This is a genomic window from Candidatus Anaplasma sp. TIGMIC (genome assembly GCF_028204095.1).
Taxonomy (GTDB): domain Bacteria; phylum Pseudomonadota; class Alphaproteobacteria; order Rickettsiales; family Anaplasmataceae; genus Anaplasma.
The window spans coordinates 25,037-47,576 of record NZ_JAQLOH010000005.1 but is presented as its reverse complement, the minus strand read 5'-3'; the positions used below and the strand labels follow the sequence as shown (position 1 = coordinate 47,576).

12 protein-coding genes are annotated in these 22,540 nt (G+C 45.2%); 7 read left to right on the top strand and 5 right to left on the bottom strand.

The genetic code is table 11. From position 1 onward, the window contains the following. The 6 genes from PGW94_RS01070 to PGW94_RS01045 form a co-directional block, all read left to right on the top strand. The coding region (locus PGW94_RS01070; RefSeq protein ID WP_271757731.1) for a hypothetical protein at positions 1–1,580 on the top strand (1,580 nt) is incomplete at its 5' end. 286 nt (positions 1,581–1,866) lie between these two features. Beyond that, a complete protein-coding gene (locus tag PGW94_RS01065; RefSeq protein ID WP_271757728.1) occupies positions 1,867–3,423 on the top strand; it encodes a hypothetical protein in 1,557 nt (518 codons plus the stop codon). A 289-nt stretch (positions 3,424–3,712) separates the two neighbouring features. After that, complete coding sequence (locus PGW94_RS01060) at positions 3,713–5,416, top strand: hypothetical protein (protein ID WP_271757724.1); 1,704 nt, start codon at positions 3,713–3,715, stop codon at positions 5,414–5,416. Positions 5,417–5,655: 239 nt separating this feature from the next. Then, positions 5,656–7,248 (top strand): hypothetical protein, encoded by a 1,593-nt coding sequence (locus tag PGW94_RS01055; protein WP_271757722.1) that lies wholly within the window; start codon positions 5,656–5,658, stop codon positions 7,246–7,248. 314 nt (positions 7,249–7,562) lie between these two features. Beyond that, positions 7,563–9,278 carry a hypothetical protein gene (locus tag PGW94_RS01050; RefSeq protein WP_271757719.1) on the top strand — a complete coding sequence of 572 codons (1,716 nt, stop codon included), beginning with the start codon at positions 7,563–7,565 and terminating at the stop codon, positions 9,276–9,278. Between the two features lie 1,197 nt (positions 9,279–10,475). Next, positions 10,476–11,237, top strand: coding sequence for a hypothetical protein (locus PGW94_RS01045; RefSeq protein WP_271757717.1), 762 nt, complete (start codon positions 10,476–10,478; stop codon positions 11,235–11,237). A gap of 1,293 nt (positions 11,238–12,530) precedes the next feature. Here PGW94_RS01045 and PGW94_RS01040 read toward each other — a convergent pair. From PGW94_RS01040 to PGW94_RS01030, 3 genes are all read right to left on the bottom strand, one after another. After that, the gene (locus PGW94_RS01040) at positions 12,531–12,866 is read right to left on the bottom strand and encodes a hypothetical protein (RefSeq protein ID WP_271757714.1); all 336 of its coding nucleotides are present in this window, start codon (positions 12,864–12,866) and stop codon (positions 12,531–12,533) included. Between the two features lie 1,409 nt (positions 12,867–14,275). Continuing rightward, a complete protein-coding gene (gene typA, locus PGW94_RS01035; protein WP_271757711.1) occupies positions 14,276–16,120 on the bottom strand; it encodes a translational GTPase TypA in 1,845 nt (614 codons plus the stop codon). Between the two features lie 83 nt (positions 16,121–16,203). Next, positions 16,204–18,519 (bottom strand): AAA family ATPase, encoded by a 2,316-nt coding sequence (locus tag PGW94_RS01030; RefSeq protein WP_271757707.1) that lies wholly within the window; start codon positions 18,517–18,519, stop codon positions 16,204–16,206. A 142-nt stretch (positions 18,520–18,661) separates the two neighbouring features. Between PGW94_RS01030 and PGW94_RS01025 the strand changes: the two genes are divergently transcribed. Next, positions 18,662–19,354 (top strand): TerC family protein, encoded by a 693-nt coding sequence (locus tag PGW94_RS01025; RefSeq protein ID WP_271757704.1) that lies wholly within the window; start codon positions 18,662–18,664, stop codon positions 19,352–19,354. A 326-nt stretch (positions 19,355–19,680) separates the two neighbouring features. Here PGW94_RS01025 and rbfA read toward each other — a convergent pair whose 3' ends face one another. Next, a complete protein-coding gene (gene rbfA / locus PGW94_RS01020; RefSeq protein WP_271757701.1) occupies positions 19,681–20,040 on the bottom strand; it encodes a 30S ribosome-binding factor RbfA in 360 nt (119 codons plus the stop codon). Continuing rightward, a complete protein-coding gene (gene infB / locus PGW94_RS01015) occupies positions 20,037–22,538 on the bottom strand; it encodes a translation initiation factor IF-2 (protein ID WP_271757698.1) in 2,502 nt (833 codons plus the stop codon). Before infB ends, rbfA begins: the two co-directional genes overlap by 4 nt. Positions 22,539–22,540 lie beyond the last annotated feature (2 nt).

Genomic DNA, 22,540 nt, shown 5'->3' with positions numbered 1-22,540 from the left:
ATCGCATTGCGAGGGGAATTAAAGAAAATACTCTCTCCACAAACAAAATTGCGTCAATTGTTCTCAAATTACTCACAAAAGCTAATGAAATAGCGCTCGCTCTATTGAAGGAAGTGCGATACGTTGACTCTCCATGGACACATGCAGTAAATGTGTACGCCCTGGTGTCCGCACAACACAACGTCTCAGAAGCGTGCGGCTTGCTAAAAGGATGTAGTACAGAATTACCTGGAGATACCATAGGCAGGAGAATGTTGCGTACCTACGACCATACTATTGGTTTGTGCCACGTAGCAATGCTCATGTTAAGCGCGTTTTATAGCGACTCCGACATGTGGTTAAACGGTAATGATGAAAAATCTGTATACGTGGCACAAATTCTTGTAGTGATCAGCAATGCCGTAGATGCCATGCAGCAATGCAGGGCAAATATTTACCCTGATGAGTTTGTAACGAACGGTGATGACAAGTTATCAGATGCTCTTGGTAGAGGAGAAAAAATGCTCAGGATCGTGATTCATTCGCTCAACGCCGTGAGAATACCTAAAAAAGATGGCAGAGTTATGGCCGCGGAGAAAGCCGTCTTATTAACCAATGCTTCTCTCCTAATATCCTCGTTCAAACTCTTGAATATCGCTGCCCATAGGAGCTCGGCTATAAAAGATGAAGCATTGCCTAGAGTTCCTCATGAAAGTGTACGATCGATAAAGTTTTACTGTTCTTTTCGTACACTAATTTTACACGCTAAGTGCGAAGGGTATATGTCAGAAACAACCAATAAGGACGCCAGTAAGATATTTAGCACTATTATTTGGGCACTCGATCATCTTTACGATGTAATCTACCAAATATTTCAGGGTACGTATGAAGATGTCGGTGAAGATTTGCACAATGCTTCCAACATATCTCTCAATGTTATGGAATGCGCTACCATACTCACATTGCTATACATGGCCTATGAAAGAAATGGAGAGAAAAACTCAACTATCAAGCACATGCTTCATATAAATGTGGCACTAGCACATGTTACTGCTGTTGAGTATGTTTCGCCGGAGCGCAGCCTAGATAAAGCTGTACTTTACGCCGGAGAGCAACTGCATAACGTGATGACAAATTTAGCATCTCTGCACCAAGGCCTAGAATGCATCAGTAGATATAAGCTCCTGTATCCATTGTGGTCTGCTGAACTATTACAACAAGCACGGCAAGCTGTTGACACGGCGCTAACATTTTGTGAGGCAGAACTTAAAAGGGTAAGGGCGCTGGCGGCAAAGACCACATGTAACGAAAACCCAAGTAGTGAGTTTACCGCATTGTGCACAGAAGCACTTGGTTCCGATGATTATATCGATGCTGAAGTCAGTGATACTGTGCGTCATGTACACTTCAGGCAAAGAAACCACTTAGCCGCTACTCACCGTGAAACTCCCACACAAGAGACAAGTGTACTTAACGAGAGGGGGGGGGGTATTCAGGAACAAAGCACCTATATCGGCGTAACAACTCCTTCGGGCAACCTAGGAGAAGTTTCCAACGCGCAGGCCTATGTGCGTAGCTCTTCATCATGCAATAGGGTGTGAGATACGCAAATACACGTGAAAGAACTACACACATCGAGCGTATGGTTATGTAACAACCAGTACCTCATGTTTGCAAAAGTCTCCGTGATATAACGCATCTACTACATATGCCTGCACAGTGCCCAAACTGCATTAGCAATGGGAATCTCCTCTATCGTCGTAATAAAAAAACAATGAAATCACCACCATCGCAGTAGTGGCCCAAAAGATGTGTGTAAATATTTAAAGTTGAAGTTGAGGAATCATGATACAATAATACAAGACCTGGTATACTTCGGTAAATGCTGTGCATGAACATGGAGCACACAGTGGCAGCAGTAAGAGTTTTTCTCCTTGGGAGCAGTGGACTCCTGAGACAGACATTTTCTTTTACGATCGCGTAGCACGCGGTATTAAGGATAAGTCTCTCACGATAGACAGAGCCGCTGCAATTGTCCTGCAATTACTCACAAAATCTAACGAAATAGCACTGGGCTTATTGCAGGAGTTGGAGTACGTGGACTCTCCGTGGGCCTTCACGATCAACACACAGGCGTTGGTTACTGCGCAACAGTGCATCTCAGAAGCATGTGATTTTCTGACAAAAACAGATGGGGCTGAATCTATAGGAAGCCTGATGGTGCGGATGCATTACAGTATTGTACGCAAGTGCAGTACTGCCATGCTGTCCCTTAACACGTTTTATGACAGATTGGACATGTGGTTGTGTGTGCGTGATGAGAAGTGCTTACACGTGACACAGATGCTGATGAACATAACCGGTGCGGTGGGAGCCATGCAGCTGTGCCATATCTCTACGCATCCTGATGAGTATGTAGCAAGCAATGAAAAAGAACTGGAAGAGTATTTGGAACGTGCACGCCAGGCTCTTAGAATCGCAACAAATGCCCTCAATGCGGTACGAATACCTAAAATAGGAGACGAGAAGATATGTGCCGAAAAGTTGGCTTTAATAACAAATGCTTCAATTCTAGTAGTTACGCTAAAACTGCTGGAGATAGCTGCGCGCCGTGCGTTCTCAAAAAATACACACAGTGTCAACATGCTGTATGTTTACACCTGTGTGAAGGAGATGCGGCATCTCTGTGGTCTTAGAATCACAATATTACGCTCAAAGGCCTCTGAGTATCTAGATATCGATCGAAAAACAACTCTCAGTACAGCCGTTTGGGCCTTGGACCGGCTTGATGATGCCGTTGACGCAATTTCGCTCGGAACGTACGCACGTACAGGAAAATGCCTGAACTACACGGAGGATCTTCAGGCCGACATTGCAGAATGTATGACAATATTGACTTTGCTACGCGCTGCACACAGGCATAATAGGAAACAAAATTCGGACATAGCAAAAGCCCTGAAGGAAAATAGAAGAATAGTTAGGAATGCTGGGTTGTTGTGCACACGTATAAGGTATAATTATACTAATAGATTGTCGGATTCGAGAGGCGCAAGAAGACTTTACGACTTGCTAGCGTACTTGGAGCACGTACACAAAAATCTTACATCCATTGACAAAAGGCAGCTGCGATATCCACTGTGGTCTTCTAGCATGCTCGAACAAGCCTCTGCTGCCATAGAAAGAGCGTGTGGCATATGTGTGGCTGAGCTTAAGAATGCGGATGCGTTTATAGCAAGCAATATCAACGGTGATGGCCCACAAAGCGAGTTATTTTCTGTTGTGAACATGCTATTTGGGTTATCACCACATGCTGAAAGGCATGTGCATGAAGGAGTAAATACCTGCTTAGCGCGGCATACATGTCGAGATAATATGCCGGGTCGACATATGGAGTACTCGTATAGGGGGGGGGAATTCAGATCACCAAGAAGAGCCTCTTTTTAGCGGCATAATACCTTACGCATGTGCTCTTGACCACCCTTGGGCTGAGCCTATAACTTCGCACAGAGTCACACGAAACCAATAGATGCCGAAAACCTCTATGCTCCAGCAAAATGTCACTGATAAACGTGAATCTGGCCATGTTGTGGTAAGTTGCATAATTTTCTGTTCTTTGCACAAGTGTTGCAAGAAGATTTCGGTAAGAGAACTCGCTGTTCAGTAGCAAAGAACCGCTCTGCGTGGTAGCAAAAGTTGTGTTTCTGCGCTATAATTCTTAAGATATTAATGTACTATGGTACACGTGGTGCATGAACGCAGAGATACTCACCTTCTCTATGGATTTTCTCCATGGGAGTCGTGGTCTCCGGACGGGGACGTTTGTTTTCACGACCGCATAGCTGAAGGAATCAAGAACAAAACCCTTTCTACAGACAATGTCGCCGATGTGGTGCTGCAGTTGCTGACCAGGGCAAATGAGATAGCTCTAGCCCTCTTAAAAGAGGTGCAGTACGCCGACTCAACATGCGTAGGAGAGATAAACACATGTGCGTTAGTGATGGCACAACGTCATATTTCTAAAGCATGCGACTTGATGCGAGGAAAAAGCGTCAGTGGGGTGTCTTTAAAAGCCGCTACAAGGGGAGATAGGCTACTGCATGTACATTTTGATATAATTGATGAGTGCTACGCAGCTATGCGTCTTATGAACACCTTTTATCGCAAACTTGACATGTGGATATACGAATGCGATGAAAAGTGTGGGCATGTAGTACGTATGGAGATGCTTCTCGTTAACGCCATAGACGCAGTTCAGCAGTGCCACTTCCATGCCTTTTCTGACGAATACGTCACCCACGATGATGAAGCACTAGATAAGGCTCTGGGTCGTGCTGAACATTGCATTAAAATTGTGGCCAACGCACTAAATGCTGTAAAAATCCCTGTAGCTCAAGGAACAAGGCGAGGAGGAGCCGTGAAGCCATCTGCTCTGTCGTCGAACTGTTCTCTACTGATTTCCACATTTAAGCTGCTTAGCCTTGGGACACGCAAGGCTTTTCCAGTAGGCAAAGCGCGTGATATTCGTGTATATGACCACATGCGATCTATAAACTATAGTTGTGGTTTTAGATCGCTTATTCTTAGAACGATAGCGGATGAGTTTGTTATCGCGATGGAGAAATGTAAGGGCTCTAGTCAGCTACTAACCTGGAGCACAGTGATCTGGGCATTATCCCAACTTTCTGACAACATCGACGATATATCTGCAGGTATGTATGCAGACGTCGAGTGCGGAATGCATTATGCTACAAAGATATCCTTGGATATAACGGAGTGCGTTACACAGTTAACATTGCTCGTCCTTGCTCACGAGACCAAGGGTATGCAGAACTCTGGGACTGGAAAAATTCTTGAACATAGCAAAGAAATGAGTTGTGGCGCTGCGCTTGAGTGCGGGTGCCTAGAAGGCCATGAGGAGCATAATCTTACGGATGCTAGCATGAAGAGGCTATATAATGTGTTAGCGTACGCAGAGGTTGCCCGCGAGAATTTGGCTGCTATCAACAGGAATGAACTACCGAATTCAGAATGGTCTTCATCCTTGCTTGACCAAGCAATAGTAGCTTTAGACAGGGCGGTAGAAGCCTGCGTGTCAAAGCTTGGGGTCGCTGAGGCTCAAACTAGGGAAAGGCGCCAGTTATACGCTTGCGGGGAGTTGTCACCTTTTGGCGATTTAAGAAGGAAGACTGCACACCATAAAGGAGAAACGAGAAATAGAACTACCCCTCAAAGAAGCGCGGATTCCTGCTCAGGTAATGTTTGTTCTGTAAGTATATCTGGTGGTAATAATTCCATCGGGGGGGGGTATTCAGGTTCTGAGGAACTACATTTGGGCGGTGTAACATCCCTTGCGAACACTCTTGAAAATGCTTCAATAGAGCCTGCCGAGCAGAATATTATGGCAAGAGAGCAAGGCATTAGCCGTACCAGACTATAATATAAACTGCAAAACCAATGCCTGTAATTTGTCACAGCGGGTATTTTTGCTCCTTCTCATGCATTTCGAGATAAAAACATCCCCCTAGAAAGCACCTGTGGGTAACAGAGCAGCTGGTTTTGCAAGCATCCAGGTATTTTTTTCCGGTAAAACCACGCGACGTTGTACTCCATGTTACTGGAACAATAGGTAGCTCTTGTATCATGCAAGTTCCTTTCTATGCTACAATAGTTGAAAGAATGCAGTATACTGTGGGTGATGCCGTGCCCGAGCATAACTCCTCAACACATAACAACGATAGTAGCGGCTTTTCCCCTTGGGTACAGTGGACAAGTGAAATGGACGTTAGTTTCCATGACCATGTAGCACAAGGCATAAAGGAAAAAGTCCTGTCTGCAGACAATATATCCACTGTTTCGTTGCGGTTACTCACCAAAGCGAATGAAACTACACTGGCGCTTTTGAAGGAGATTCGGTATGTAGACGCTACCTGGGTATATGAGGTGAATGCCCAGGCTCTGGTAACAGCTCAATGCCATATACTGGAGGTATGCAACATACTGAAGGGTGTTAGTGGCACAGCGATTGACTCGGAGCCCATAGGAAAGAGGATGCTATGTGCATACCCAGAAATCACTGTTCTATGTTATTCCGCCGTAACGTCTCTTGATTCTTTCTATTCCAAACCCGACATGTGGTTACGTGGAGATGATGAAAAGTCAGCATATGTGTCACGAATTCTAGCATTCTTAGTTGGCGCCATAGATGCAATGCAACAATACCACATGTTTGTATGTCCTTATGCCTATAGGGTAAGTAATGGTCGAGAACTAGAAGGGGCACTGTGCCGTGCGCGACACGCACTTAGAACTGTGACCAACGCCTTTAACACTGCTAGCCTACCAAAAAATGAATGGGTACAACAGACAGGAAAGAATGCTCTGTTGACCAACATCTACTGGCTCACCGCCGTGTTTGAACTCCTTGATGTGGCATCACATAGGACTTTTTCAACGGCAGGGATGCATAATCTGACCGCATATCACAACACAGGTACAATAAGCCGCTGCTGTAGGTTCCGAATAACGCTTTTGCGTAAAAAAGCCACTAGGTACATGGCTGTGACAGATTCGTATGATCAGCAAAATCTAGTGTGCAGCACTGCTATTTGGGCTTTAGACAGATTAAATGACGAAATCGATGCCATAGCCAGCGGAACATATGAATACTTCGGCCAGGCCTTGCATTACACAACAGGGATAAACATAGGAACTACAGAATGCTTGTCAATATTGGCACTGATGCGTCTAGCTTACATACGGGAAGGAGAGCGTAATTCTACAGCTGCTAAAACTATTGAGCGAGATTACAAAATGTTGAAGGATGCAAAACTCTTGTGTGCGCGCCTTAAGCTCCGCGGATCAGGAAGTTCAGTTGATGCAGATTGTATAGAAAAACTATATGACGTTTTGGCATACCTAGAGTCTGTGCGAAATGATCTTATGTCTCTTGATGGCAGTAGGCTGTTGCATGCGCAGTGGTCTTCTTCCATGTTAAAACAAGCAGTCAAAGCCATTGAATCGGCGTTTGATATCTGTGAAGCGAAAATTAAGAGTGCAGAAGCTAATGTTGCCGTAGAAGGCACGAACAGTAGAGCCCCAATAGAAGGCGGCGCCACACGTTCGGTTCCAATCCCACAACGTGTCCGCGCCCTTCGGGAAAGATATGGCAACAGCACGTATCCACAAGGCAATATGCATGTAAACTTTGATCAGGTAAATCCTCTCCACACACCTAGTCCGCATGGGGGGGGGGAATTCAGGTCTCGCTGAGCAAATTTCTAATAACGAACAACATCCAGGTAGCTATATCGAAAATGTCGCAGAGCGTGTAGCCGCAGAGGCCGTGCGGAATGCGTACAGTAGACACCTATAAGCAGTAGTATGCTTGCGTGGAATGTTTCTCCACATCTCGGAATTACCATATTTGAACGGACAATTACAACACAGTATCCACATAAGCCAAACTTATCGGAGCATTGCCGCTATCATTGGGAGAAACTACTCCATTTTAAGTGGTAAAAACACCGCCAGGAAGTTGTGTAGACTGTGCTGTCATGCTATAATCTTAAAAAGTTAATATAGCTATGGTAGCCATGATGCATGGAGACGCCGTGGTATCGAACGACGTCGACAATGGGTTCTCTCCTTGGGAAGAGTGGTCACTCGAGGAGGACGTATGTTTTCATGAACGTATTTCCAAGTATCTTAAGGATGGTTCCCTATCGATAGACGGAGTCGCCGCCATTGTTCTGCAATTACTTACTAAAGCGAATAATACTGCTCTCGCGCTTTTGAAGGAAGTGCGGTACGTTGATTCCTCGTGGACACATGAGGTAAATGCGCATGCTCTAGTAACGGCACAACGGCGTATCCTGGAAGCTCGAAACTTGTTGCTCAAGGGGCGCAGCGATACTGTAACAGCTAGGTTTCCTATAGAACCACCAGGAGGGACGCGTATGTTGCGTTTGTATCGCCACATCGCCTACAGCTGCTATGCGGCAGCGGCTTCACTAAATACCTTTTATCAAAGATTTGAAATTTGGCTACACGGTAATGACAAAAAGTATTGTCATGTAGCGCAGATTCTGGTGCTACTGTCAAACGCGCTTGATGCCATGATGCAGTGTCATGCTTTGGTATATCCTGCTGAATACACAATACTTGACGAGAAGGATCTGGACAGTGCTCTAAATCGTGCAAATGTGGCTTTGAGAATTACCATAAATGCACTTAATGCGGTCAGCATACCCGAAGAAGACGCGGGAATGGTTCTGGCGGAAAAGTCAGCATTATTAATCAATACTGCTGTACTTGTATCGACAATTAAGCTTCTAGACATGGCAGCACGCCATGCATTTGCAACATACAAAGAAACTCGCAGTCACAACCCGCACAATCACATCGGGGTAATAAAGAGGTGCTGTATACTGAGGGTACAAATACTCAGGGCAAAGTCTGAAAGTTACGCGCGCATTGCCCAGAAGAATGAATCTACGCAACAGATGATGACTTGCGAGATTGCCATCTGGGCTTTGGATCACCTTCATGATGAAATCGATGCAATATCGCACGGGATGTACGACAGTGAACGAAGAGATTTGTGCTATACCACCGAAATCTCAATGGATATTGCAGAGTGTGTTACGGCGCTGACTCTGCTTCGTCTTGCCTATTCCAGAGCTGGCAGAGAGCACTCTACCCTAGCAAAAACTCTTGAGCGGTACGACGTGATGACAAAAGACATTAGATCACGGTGCGGCCGCCTTGATCCGTGTGAACAAGATTCCGTTACGGAGTTGCATGACATGTTGGAGCGCCTAGAATTCGTACGCGGGGAGTTGGTCGCCATTGATAAAAGTAAGCTACTCCACACTCCGTGGTCGTCAAGGGTGTTAAGCCAGGCCATACAGGCTTTAGCCAGAGCATTCAATACGTGTGAATCCGCACTAAGGAGAGCAGAATCTGGAATGAGCACTAGCGATAACATCTCACGTTATGCATCTAATGACCTATTCAATACACTGCGCAGCGTACTTTTCCGAGCATTGCTAGATAGCGCGTTTAACATAGAAATAGACTGCAGTGCATTAGGAGCTCTGTTTTTATCCGGGGATAATAATATGCCGTCTAGTGAGTACGGGCCTGCCACAGGAGGGGGGGGGTATTCTGAATCAGAACCTAGCTCAGGCAACGTGACACCTCCTGACTGTTACGTGGAGTACGTGATTGCTGAGCCTGTTGCAGAGCATAGCATAACTGAGATAGAGCGGAGTTATGGCCACAGCGGCACAGAAATGTAGGCAAAACTATAGCTCCTTTGCCTGTGGCTAGTCACCAACCTGTACAGCTCATAAGAAACATGGCACAACCGACGCGCCGCGAGTGTGCACATCTACCCTTGTACTGCATACGCACTCGTGAAGTAACCCTGTTTGCAATAGACCTATGCCCCTCATTGGCGAAGACCTACCTATACGGATTAGCGACGAAAGTACGTTTACAAAGGTAAAACACATTAGCCTGCAGAACATGTATGACATGCTCATATCCTCGCGGCCTAAAAAACTAGTATGCATCGAGCCAGCCGATATATTCCAGAAGAAGCAAAATGCAATTTGCCCCAAGAAATGCATAGCAAATCGTATTTCATTTTCAGGGTTCAAATCTCCGAATAGGAGTACTGCGCACCCTGCAAGGAAATGAACTCGGGCAACGTGGCCAACCAGCAGGCCCAATCTGGACTCAGTATTTTGTGACTGAAACAGTCAAAGCACAACCCTCGCCTTTTGACAGTAAGAATACATAGGCCTCACCTGCAGTAACTCCTGACATCAAGGTGCACAATTTCTATTCAACAGGTTGTACACATATAAGAAAGCTAGTCCACGCGTCTGCTTCCGGGCTCATCACGTGTTTCACGCTACCATCTAGAGAGAAGGAACGTATGTGGTAATTCATAAGGTTCCCTGCGTGCTTTTGTAATCCTATACATGCAATTGTCATAACTCTTATAAAGAGCTGAATTCTCCGGATAGTCTTGTTGCTACATACAGTAGTGGATTGATTTGAGCAGTGATCCTGGCTCAATGATACCTTTATAAGGATAAAATATAAGATATATCATAAAAATAATGCAGATGCCTAAAGCGTACGTAGGTTTGCAAGGCCGCGTACAGATCCAAAATTTCATGCTGTGTTTATTGATTTATGACACAGAAAAAACGCCTACGTTTTCGCAGCATAAACCCGCAACAGTAGAACGTAACATACTATCTACCGCCTCAGCATGAATCCTGGCTTGTAATTGATCGTGCAACCGCTATACCATTCCAGAAAATCGTACATATGAACTGCAATTATGGGTAGCACCCAAACCTTTTAATTCACAGGCTGCAGAATTTAGAATCCGGACAATGGTGAGTTATGGCTCCGCTACTGGTAGTATCCCTAAAGTTTTATTATAATTTTGTATAGTTCCACGCAAATAGGGCAATTTTATGTTAATTGCCAGAAGAGTGCCTCCTCACAGGAGGGTGCGCTCCGCTACTCGGCGCAATGACTTGAAAAAACACGTTGCTAACACCACTAGAAATTCCGGTAGAAACAAACGCAACATAGCATCATTAACGGCACGTGTGTCGATTTTGCACGATTTTGCGTCGTTTATTGGCAAGCTAATTGACGGCATGGGAGTTGTGACGAACAAAAATGCTGTCTCTGCCCCCGTAAATACAGAAAATAACATAAATGCAGGTGTGGCCGTGGATGCACAAGGCTGTGACGATTATGCGTCTTGCCACTACATCATTTGCGGTGAGGAAGCAAAAAATACAGAATTCTTCTCGCCCTACTGCACAACGCATTCGGTAACCTGTACATATACCAGTCCTCAGTCCGATAACACTCAATCTCAAATGTATGAGCGCACTGCCAAAGAGTCCATGTGTTTGGATCAGTGCAACAGCCCTTCTTACAAACCCAAAAGCTCAGAAAGTAGGCCATTGTGGCCAACTTATGCTTCGTATTGCTCAATTTTGTACATTTGGTTTCCGTCGTCTTCTGAGCATGCTACAGATAACTATTGCGTAAAATATTCTAAACATTCCCCGCTTGAAACTGTTACATCCGTGGAGGGGGGGGGTATCTATAGCCCAACTGCATCGCTAATCGTGGATTCAAGTTTGAGAAACACAATCTGTTGCCTTGTTATTGACACACATAGTAAGAGCCTCGGTGCACTGCCATCCGTCGTGACTTAACACCTGCCGTATTGCGTAAGAACCATAATAAGGGCCTGCATAATCTCTATCCGCCACGTGATTCTGTATAGTGTATAACAAGGTTATTAAAGGCCCAGACTAGCTATTGTGGCGCTAAAGTATGTTCTATAATTTGAAATGCAAAATTTTGATTACCATTCGAACAACATAGTACTGCCCTTTGCCTAACAGCATGGCAGATCGCGTATTTTTTCTACTTGGCTATAAAGAAGCAACTGCCTGAATTAACGGCACTACTTGGCAAAGCTTTGCACAATACCTCTCCTCAAACATGAGTGTGGGACCACATAGAACATGCATACTACCGATTTGCCCTAGTAACATCAGGTTCAATCTTCACAATCCTGCATGTTCGGCATAGCAGCACTTTGCATAATGTCTTCAGCATCTCCGCAGTTCTGCTTTGGTATGCAGCATGGTTTCATAGAACGCAAAAGTATAAGACATCTACTAGTCGGAGCTACACTACCTTTTGGACATTTGTTGCTTTGAACCAGCGCTTTTTAAGGAGTCAACCGATTAACCTCGTATCAATACTAGGATAATCAAAAACTGCCTATCATCGCATGTTACGAACACCACTTATGCTATCATCTCTTAGGTCAAATGTCAGAAATGAAAAATCCGTACACGTAGCACAAATTCTTGTAACAATCAGCATTGCGATATGCTCTACGCCGTTCCAGGGTAACTTTTACCATTATGTTGAACACACACAAGTAAAGGCAGACTATCAAATGCACTGATGAATTTTGGTAATCGTGATACCTTCACTCAGCTCCGTGAGACTTCCTAAAAGCTGCTAATCACGACTTCAGAGAAGATCGTCTTATTAACAAACACTTCTTCCTTAGCCAATATCCTGTTCAAACTCTCGAACATTGCCGCAACCAGGTACTTAGCCGAACTATTGCTCTATAGAGTTCTTGCCCAAGCGCCGTTAACAATAAGGTTTTATGCTATTCTCAGGCCTTATCTACGCGTTAACATACAAGAGTATGACACCGAGCTACCGCGCCCATTGGTTCGTAGAACATTCAGTCAGTACTACAATTTGGGCATTCGATCACCCTGTGATGTTATCTATCTCAAAAAACAGTTTTATTCTGCAATCACATGGATTCTCCACTGACACATGTCAAATAGGTTACAGCCTAACCTATTCACAAATAAGGCAATATGTACAACGGGTTTTAGATAGCCCATACTGCCGACTCGTAGCACATGAAATCGGAAAAATGAAAAATAATTACCGCGCAGCAAACTGAAATGCTACAGATCGTTAGCAAGGCAAAACACATCACCATGTACGCGCTGCATGTTGTTAACAACGTCGTGCTTTGTAGCTAGGCATTTTTCAAACTTAATACATGCGATGCTAAGTTTCTCGACAGCGTCATTGCTGCCTCTGTGAATCATACTTGCATCCATCCTTACCCTGCGATACGCTTTATCCAGCAATACAAGCAGCTCCCCCTCTATTCTCTGTAATTCCCGAAATTTTGTTATATCCAAAACACTCAGGGACTCAAGCTCCCTTTCTATCACAAACACAATCTGAGTTTTGAGCTCAGCTATATATTCCAAAAACACCACGATGCCATACATAGAGCTTACTAGCACAGCTGTATTCGCAAAATATTAAACTTCCCTTTACGTGACCGAACCAAAGGACTGAGATTATTACCTTTCCAACTTATATCAGAACATTTTCCCCACGTTCGTACTTGATAGAGTGCTTAACGCTACTACGCCACACCAACAAGAATAAGACTTCGAAACATTGGTGATAAATTCCCAACCAAGCAATTACCACCCATATAGTGAACACAAATTGCCAATCTCTATATAGAATTATTTCGTTTGACAGACGCTGAACCTCCGCTGAGTATAACTGACGCGACCCTGAATATTTGTTATGAAATATCCTAAAAACATGCCGATCACAAAATTGATACTCACAGAGCTCGCCCAGCATCAAAGAAATTCACTTGTCATTTTACCTACGCTAGAGCTTGTGCACAAAAATGAGCCTAAATCTATATGGTAACGGTAGGAACAATAGTCCGCGAAAATGAATAACTATTGCCACTAAGCTGGCACTTCCTGAGAGCTTGTACCAGTGTGACAACAAAAATTGCATCAAACAACAGCCATAATAACGACGTCTTCATTACAAAGCTATATTCACAACACGCTCCAGGACGCTAATTCCTGCCACAAAAAACTCATATCAAGCTATTATGTGGGAGTAGAAATCTGTATTAGCTTAAAATAACACCACTCACAGTCTAGCTATCACGGCCTGGGACCACCTGTGGAACCTCTGGTACACGCTTTAGTTTCTACACACAGCAAGGTATTGCTGCATGCATGAACGCGATAACAACGTCGAAAAAGTGGCGCGCAACTGCCTATAACTGACAATGTAAACAATCTGAGGCACAAAAATCGCCGCACATGCGTTCCAATATGCATCACCGAGCGTATCTCCATGCCCAAAGACCTTTCCTTAATCAAAAAGAAAGAACTGTCCTTTCTCATGAGCCCACTAAAACCACAGGCATGCCGAAAGGCCCAAGGAACCTTTTGTTGACATAAACAAAGTCGCACACGTGCTTCGAATACTAAAACTCAGCAACTTCTATCAGATGCCGGGCTCTGCGCCCTTTTACATAAAAAAGTAGCTACAATTTCACAAACCATAATGTACCATTGCTGCTGCGCCGCAGATGATAACATCACTTCCCACTCAAAAAAGCACTGAAAGCGGTGTAATTGGGGTTGACGAAGATCAAACACTGAAAACGGGACTATTCAACCTGCAGCAGAGGTGATCCGGAACAAGGCATAACCCCGCCACGTGAGACCCACAGTCCCTCACAAAAAACATGGAGCCAGACTAGCGCATCCCAAAAGCAGCGCGCATACTAAGCACCATGAATGAGACGCAAGTCACGAGGCCCCTAATAATTAACCGCGCGCTGCAACGCCGAGATAATCACAGCGAGAGCATGCTAGCTCTCAAAAACCCCACCCTTAGATGACCTTGAAAGGCGCTTCCTCTCATTAGGATCCAAAAACCTCTTCCGCAGCCTTATGGATTTCGGCGTACATTCTACCAACTCGTCATCGTTAATGAATCCTATCATCTCCTCTAACGATAATACCTTAGGCGGCACTAACCTCACCGCCTCATCTGCCCCGGCTGCCCTTACATTTGTAAGCTGCTTACCCTTCAGAACATTGACTTCTATGTCATTATTACGATTGTGAAGCCCTACAATCATGCCCATGTACACCTTGTCCTGGGGCTTGACAAACATTACACCCCTTTCCTGAAGATTAAAAATAGCATACGCTACGGCTTCACCAGCACCCGTGGAAATAAGAACACCATTAACCCTTCCAGCAATCTCTCCTTTATATGGAGCATACCCATGAAAGAGGCGATTCATTATGCCAGTGCCTCGAGTATCTGTTAGAAATTCACCGTGGTAACCTATAAGCCCACGAGATGGCATTAGGAAGATCATCTTCACCCTACCCTTTCCTGAAGGCGTCATGTCCTGCATGTCGCCCTTACGGAAGCTTAGCTTTTCCATGATGACGCCGCTATATTCTTCGTCAACATCTATGATCACCTCTTCCACAGGCTCTAGCACTGTGGCTCCATCCTTCCTGAAAATCACCCTAGGCCGTGACACAGAAAGCTCAAAACCCTCACGCCTCATTGTTTCGATCAGCACTCCCAGCTGCAACTCCCCTCTACCACCTACCTCATAGGCCTCATTTCTTGAGCCCTCTTTGACGGTAATTGCAACGTTCGTCTCCGCCTCCGCAAACAATCTCTGTTTTATAGCAGTAGATGTAAGCTTAGTGCCTTCTGTACCTGCAATTGGGGAATCATTAACGCTGATTGTGACAGCCATAGTTGGCGGATCAACCGGTGTCGATTCTATGGGGCTAGTTACCGACATGTCCACGACGCTATCAGAAACCGATGCCGACTCCAAGCCTGCAATGGCTATTATATCTCCGGCATCAGCCCCCTCGACAGGAATTCTCTTGAGGCCCGAAAAGGACAATAGCTTCGTGAGCCGGCCACTTTCCACAACCTCACCAGCCAAGTTCAGAACCTTAACCTGCGAATTTATCTTAGCCCTTCCCCTATACACCTTGCCCGTCAGCACTCTGCCAAGAAACTTGTCAGACTCCAACAATGTAAGAAGCATGCTAAAAGGCGCGTCCAGGTCATACTGTTTTGGAACTATATGTTCAAGTATCCCTTCGAATAATGGCGCTAAGCCACGCCTCTCATCGGATAAACTTCTAGAGCACCAACCATCTCTTCCTGATGCATATAACACAGGAAAATCCAGCTGCTCGCTTGTCGCATCAAGGTTTATAAAGAGCTCGTACACTTCATCGAGCACTTCATTAACCCTACTATCTGGCCTATCTACCTTGTTAACTACAACAATGGGTAACAACTTGGCCTTCAGAGCCTTTGAAAGAACAAACTTTGTCTGAGGCATTGGACCCTCTGACGCATCTACCAACAGCAATACGCCATCAGCCATCGATAGTACCCGCTCTACTTCACCGCCAAAATCGGCGTGCCCTGGAGTATCTATCACATTTATCTTATGATTTTTCCAAGTAACTGCGGTACACTTAGCAAGGATAGTAATGCCTCTCTCTCTTTCGAGGTCATTGCTATCCATGACGCGTTCCACCACATCCTGATTGTCTCTAAAAGCGCCGCTCTGCCTCAGCATGCTATCTAACAGCGTGGTCTTCCCATGATCCACGTGAGCGACAATTGCTAAGTTGCGGACGGAATCGTAACCACTTGACATTATCTGTGCTTCCCCTTAACGCAATGGGATAAATCTATATGATTATATTAAATAATCAACGACAAAAACACACTCATGCGGCGTTAACCAGCCATACTACTGGCGGAACGCTCGAAAAACTCGTATGTAAAGTCTTCCTTATCGGGATCATACCTTACCTCGACTCTACCGCCCTGAGCGAGTTTGCCAAATAGCATTTCAAACGCTAACTGTTTTTTGATCTTCTGTGTTACTATGCCCTGTATCTTCCTTACGCCATAATCCTCTCTCTGCCCCATTTTTGCCAAAAACTTCAGAGACGACTGATCTATGTCCAAACTTACATCCTTACGAGCAAGCTGCTCCCTCAGCTCATCAACAAACTTCTCCACTACCTTGGCAATAACATGGGTATCGAGATACGAAAACGGAATTATGGCATCGAGCCTATTGCAAAATTCCGGACCAAAAATCTTCTCTATAGTCTTATGTGCACTGTCCAGATGAAAACTGCGGTCTCTATTAAAACCAACCGCATTGTTGCTTAATTCCACAGCCCCAGCATTGGTAGTGAGTATTATTACCACATTCCTAAAGCTCACTTTTCTGCCATAAGTATCAGTTATGCATCCATAGTCCATAATCTGAAGCAGTATATTATATAAGCTACTGTGGGCTTTCTCTATTTCATCCAACAATAATACGCTGTACTGGTTGCGCGATATCGCATCGGTAAGCAACCCGCCCTGCTCATACCCAACATAACCAGGAGGCGAGCCAATCATCCTAGAAACTGTATGAGATTCCATGTACTCAGACATATCAAATCTGATCAGTTTCATACCCATATTTTTCGCTAGTTGCCTAACCAGCTCTGTCTTTCCTACCCCTGTAGGGCCCGCAAACAAATAGCATGCCAGAGGCTTTTGAGCACTCCTTATCCCAGCCTTTGCAATTCTTATCGCATCGACAACCTGAGCAATTGCCTCATCCTGACCGAAGATAACCTTCTTCAGATTTTCTTCCAAATTCTTAACTCGCTGCACATCATCGCTTGTGAAAAGATTGCAGCATGGTATTTCAGTAATCTTGGAAATTATGGCTTCTATATCCTTGCCCGTAACTATCCTGCTGGATTCTGGAGCGCGTAACTTACTGTATACTCCGGCCTCATCAAGTACATCAACAGCCTTATCGGGCAACATTCTTTCAGCTATATATCTATCAGACAACTCCGCAGCACATCTAATTGCCTGATTGGTATAGCGCACATCGTGATATACTTCGTAGTAGGATTTGATACCACCCAATATCTGGATTGTCTCCTCCACAGTGGACTCTTCGACGTTAATTTTCTGATACCTTCGTGCTAGCGCGCGGTCCTTTTCAAAGTTATTGTTATACTCTTTGTGGGTAGTAGCACCAATACATCTTATAGTACCCCTAGCAAGCGCAGGTTTCAGCAAGTTACTTGCATCTAATGGGCTTCCACTAGTTGAACCAGCACCTATTATAGTGTGGATCTCATCTATAAACAGGATGGCATTCTTCTTATTCTCTATTGCCCGAATTACTGACTTTATCCTCTCTTCGAAGTCACCTCTGTACCTTGTACCCGCAAGCATAGAACCCATGTCGAGCGAATATACTTCCACACTCCGTAGCTGTGAAACTATATCACCCTCTACTATCCTTAAAACCAAACCCTCGACTATAGCGGTTTTTCCAACACCGGAATCACCAACATATAAAGGGTTATTCTTTCGGCGACGCAGAAGAACCTCTATAGTTCTCTCTTGCTCATACTTTCTGCCAATAACGTAATCTATCTTGCCTTCCTTAGCCAAGTCATTAAGATTAACACAATATGCCTCGAGGCTTTCTCCATCCTTTGTAACGGAATCCCTCGCAATATTGGGGAAAGAAATCGTGCTTCTCTTGCTATCCCCATCTCTCACGCTGTCACTACCGCGATCGTAACTCTCATCACATATGTGCTCATTTCCAGATATACAGCTTACAACGTCGATGTATTTGACATTGTGTTCATTCAGGAAAGAAACGCTGTGCGACTCTTTCTCCAAAAACATTTCCGCAAGTACATTTACGCCATTAATCTCATCTCTTCCCGACGCATGTGCATGTACTATAGCTCTGTGCACTACCTTTTCAAAAGCCCTACTGGGCTTTACCTCCGCAACAGCTTGCCCGCCTCCTACAGACATCTCGTACCGTAGAAAATTCATGAGAGTATGTCTCAGCCTATCTATAGACACCCTACAAACATACAATACACGCCGAACATCAACATCGTCAGTGAGCGATAACAGCAAGTGCTCAAGAGTGGCGCACTCATGACGAAAATCGAATGCTATCGATATGGCCCTGTGCAAACTAGCTTCAAGATTCTTCGACAACACTAGACACAACCCTCAAATCCTACGTAGGCAAAGGGTATCAGTTAAGCATTAAAATATATTGAAAACAACTTGGATCGCACATAAAAAAAAGTATAAACTACGTAAAGTATAATGCTCTATAGACGCTAAATCTGTGTTAGATATGCATGCTCTTTTCAATCACGTACCGGAGTTTTTAACCCTTCTCGTGCTGGAAATGATCCTGGGCATAGATAACCTGATATTTGTATCTATAGTTTGCGAGAAATTACCTGATAATATACGCGACAAAACAAGAATATGCGGGCTATCGATTGCTCTCATAATGAGATTCTTGATGCTGTTTGGAGCATCACTGATTTTGTCCAGCACCAACAGTTTCGTTACTGTGCTACAAATCGAACTCTCGTACAGAGATGCGTTTATGGTAGCCGGGGGGCTATTTCTAATCTACAAATGCGCCAGAGAGATATACTGTGAAATCTTTCCCACTGAATCCAAGGAGATACGTACATTCTCTGGTATATCATGTGCTATCGCGCAAATTGTAGGCATAGATTTAATGCTATCCTTAGACTCTGTAATATCGGCCGTTGGCATAACGAATAACAACCTCCTCATAGGACTCGTGTTTTTCATTTACTCGGTCGTAGCTGTGTTGATATCAAAAGATCTGGGAAAGATTATAAACAAATACGGCAACTTCAAGATTATAGCGTTGTTGTTTATAGGTCTACTTGGTCTATTCTTGGTTTTAGATGGCTTTGATATCAAAATCTCACATAACTACCTGTACGCCACACTACTGTTCTCCATGTTAGCAGAAACGATCAACTGCTTACGCACGAAGCCATAGATCTGCATTGTTACCTGTTGCTCTCGAGTTGGTACACTGATTTTTTCTATAAAACAATATCCGCAAGCGGAAAGTCTAATATCCCTGTGCACGAGCCTACATATACCGTTATTACACTGCATACTTTCATGAAATGCCCATTGTTTGCGAAGCCACAAGCCCTAGTCTAATCCGTAGAGCAAACCCTGAATTCATACCATGCTAGCACTGCGCCCGCGATGTGCTTTTAGAACTATCTCTGACAGCTGTCAGCGCAACAAGAGCATCGCCTTCTACTCAGCAAAACGCCGCACTCTACCAAACCATGAAGTTGAAAAAACAAGGACTTAATCCTTCATCACTGCAAGCATATCATCTGTGACACACAGAAAACTGCCAAAGTCCACATCAAGCTTGAAGTACAACCTGGGCACATAACGAAGCTTCAAGTATTTGAATACCGCCCTGCGGATAACAGCTGAACTTTCATTTAGGGCATGCACTATTTCCTGCACCCTTGCTTCTTCTTCGCGAATCACAACAAAAACTGTCGCGTTTTTTATATCTTCACTTACCCTAATGCAGGTAATAGACACAACTCCACTCAAGTCGTAAAACTCCCGCATAAACAGCTGAGACAACGCCCTCTTCAGCACTGAAGAAACCTTTAAGCTCCTGTGCCCCTTGAATTCATCGAAAGCAATCACTCCACTGTCCTCACGTGTTCCACAACTTCAAGTATCTTTATCGTGTCACCCGCAGTAATACCATTTATCCCATCAACAAGAAGCCCACACTCAAGGCCCCTATTCACCTCCTTGACGTCCTCCTTAAACCTGCGTAAAGCCCTCACAGACCCTTCACCGACTACAGTCTCACCCCTAAGGACCCTTATTGCAGCACCTCTACTTACAGAACCCTCAGACACATAGCAACCAACCACAGTACCACCCTTTCCTGCAGAGAACACTTGCCTTACCGCTAACAGCCCCACCTGCACCTCCTGCACAATAGGTTTCAGCTTGCCACTGACCATGCTCTTCATATCATCCACCAGGTCATAGATAACCTGGTAATGCCGCACATCGACAGAACTCTTCTGACGAAGTAAATCCCTAGCCATAGCATCAACTTTCACGTTGAATGCCAGGATGACCGCAGAAGACACTTCCGCTAACAAGACATCAGACTTCGTAATATCACCAACTTCTTTATGTAGGATATTGAACTTAACCTCCTCATGCTCTATTTGAGCAATGGCATAAGCAACCGCCTCTATTGACCCCGCAACATCTGCCTTAAGAATCATATTTACTTCTTCGACAGCGGCGCCTTCCATTGAAGGAAGCACTGTACCACTGAACGTACGCGGAGCACCACTTTGTCGCGCAAAGTTGATCTCAGCTCTGTGTTTCAGCAAATCACTAGCATGTTTCTCAGACTGCATGGCGAGCAAAATATCCCCCGCCTTAGGAACAGAACCCAGGCCCAATACCCTCACTGGTGTCGCAGGCAAAGCAACATCAACAACCCTATCGGCATCATCAAACATACTACGGACTTTACCATAGGAACTATCGCCAGCTACAACAACGTCACCCTTTCTCAACGTACCTTGCTGCACTATGACCGTAGCAATCGCACCACATCCCCTATCTACTCTGGACTCTATGACCACCCCGCGAGCCCTACACCCTACTGGCGCCCTAAGCTCCAGCATTTCTGCAAGCAGCAGTATTGTAGACTTTAGCTTCTCTATATTCTCACCAGTCTTGGCCGATACAGGCACGACCATCACGTCGCCCCCTAATTCTTCTGACACCACTCCATGCTGCAGTAGGTCATTCGTGATCTTATCTACATTCGCATCACTCTTATCTATCTTGTTCACAGCCACAATCATAGCCACACCAGCTGCCTTCACGTGGTTTATAGACTCCACAGTCTGCGGCATAATCCCATCATCTGCAGCAACGACAAGAACTACTATGTCCGTCACGTTTGCACCACGAGCACGCATGTCCGCAAATGCTTCGTGACCCGGTGTATCGAGGAATGTAATCTTCTTACCCTCAACATCTATCTGATACGCACCTATGTGCTGCGTTATCCCCCTTACCTCTTTGTCAGCAACATTAGAACTTCTCAGTACATCAAGTAACGAAGTTTTACCATGGTCAACGTGACCCATAACAGTAACTACAGGTGGCCTAGGTTGTTCCTCATAGCCCTCAGCGCCAATATCGCTAAGCTCCTGCTCCATCTTCACCTTACTCACAATCCTAGGACGATGACCAAATGCCGTAGCCACCTCACACGCAAGCTCCGGTGTCAAATCAGTATTGATCTTGGACTCCACCCCAAGCTGCGCCAAATACCGTAGAACGTCCTGAGACTTCTCTGCCATTGCCAAAGACAAAGACCGAACATCCATACTGTCAGTAACCACAACATCCCTAGGCAGCCTTCTGGTATTGCTTTTTACGTTGTGCCCACGACGCCTGCCACCTGACGATGACATCCTAGTAACACGCTTGTCCTCGAGGACACTAAGCCCATCCTCTATATCCAATTTAACATGCTTACTTGAACTACGAACCGAAGCAGCCTTCTTTACACCGCCTTCTTTCTCCTTCTCTCGGTGACGCCCTGCAGCTGCCGGAGCACCGTGTGAGTACTTCTTCCTGTCATCATGGCCGCCCTTGCCTGAAGTAGCCGCCGGAGCCTCCGCCTCACTCACCACCTCTTCTACTTCGCGCACAGGCTCCGCATCAACTGAAACAGGCGCATCCCGCACTTGCTGCGCCTCAGCTGCAGCAGCTTCCCTCGCCGCAGCAGCAGCAGCCAATTCTTCCTCTCGAGCCCTCTGTTCAGCCGCCTCTTTCTCCCTAATGCTGATACTGTCTGCCATGTTTATGGCACTTATTCTGAATAACTGCTCCTGAGCGGTCAGCACACTACCTGACTTACCCGAAGCACCTGCCCTGCGCCGGTCCTCGGAAGATGGATACTCTCCCCTACCAGTAAGTGCACCCACCATCTTGCGCTTCTTACTACGCACCTCTACAGTCATGAAAGACTTGCCAGTCGATGAGGCCTTTGTTAAAGGCTGCGGCACCTTAAGCTTATCACCGAGACTCAGCGTCAGACGCTCACGCTTGCCTGAGGCATTATCTCCCGTACCAACCTTCTCAACATCACTCATCT

Excerpts from the sequence above, each read along its gene's own strand:
- PGW94_RS01060 (WP_271757724.1), top strand. The coding sequence starts at position 3,713 with ATGGTACACGTGGTGCATGAACGCAGAGATACTCACCTTCTCTATGGA.
- PGW94_RS01055 (WP_271757722.1), top strand. The coding sequence starts at position 5,656 with ATGCAGTATACTGTGGGTGATGCCGTGCCCGAGCATAACTCCTCAACA.
- PGW94_RS01050 (WP_271757719.1), top strand. The coding sequence starts at position 7,563 with ATGGTAGCCATGATGCATGGAGACGCCGTGGTATCGAACGACGTCGAC.
- PGW94_RS01045 (WP_271757717.1), top strand. The coding sequence starts at position 10,476 with ATGTTAATTGCCAGAAGAGTGCCTCCTCACAGGAGGGTGCGCTCCGCT.
- PGW94_RS01040 (WP_271757714.1), bottom strand. The coding sequence starts at position 12,866 with ATGTATGGCATCGTGGTGTTTTTGGAATATATAGCTGAGCTCAAAACT.
- typA (WP_271757711.1), bottom strand. The coding sequence starts at position 16,120 with ATGTCAAGTGGTTACGATTCCGTCCGCAACTTAGCAATTGTCGCTCAC.
- PGW94_RS01025 (WP_271757704.1), top strand. The coding sequence starts at position 18,662 with ATGCATGCTCTTTTCAATCACGTACCGGAGTTTTTAACCCTTCTCGTG.
- infB (WP_271757698.1), bottom strand. The coding sequence starts at position 22,538 with ATGAGTGATGTTGAGAAGGTTGGTACGGGAGATAATGCCTCAGGCAAG.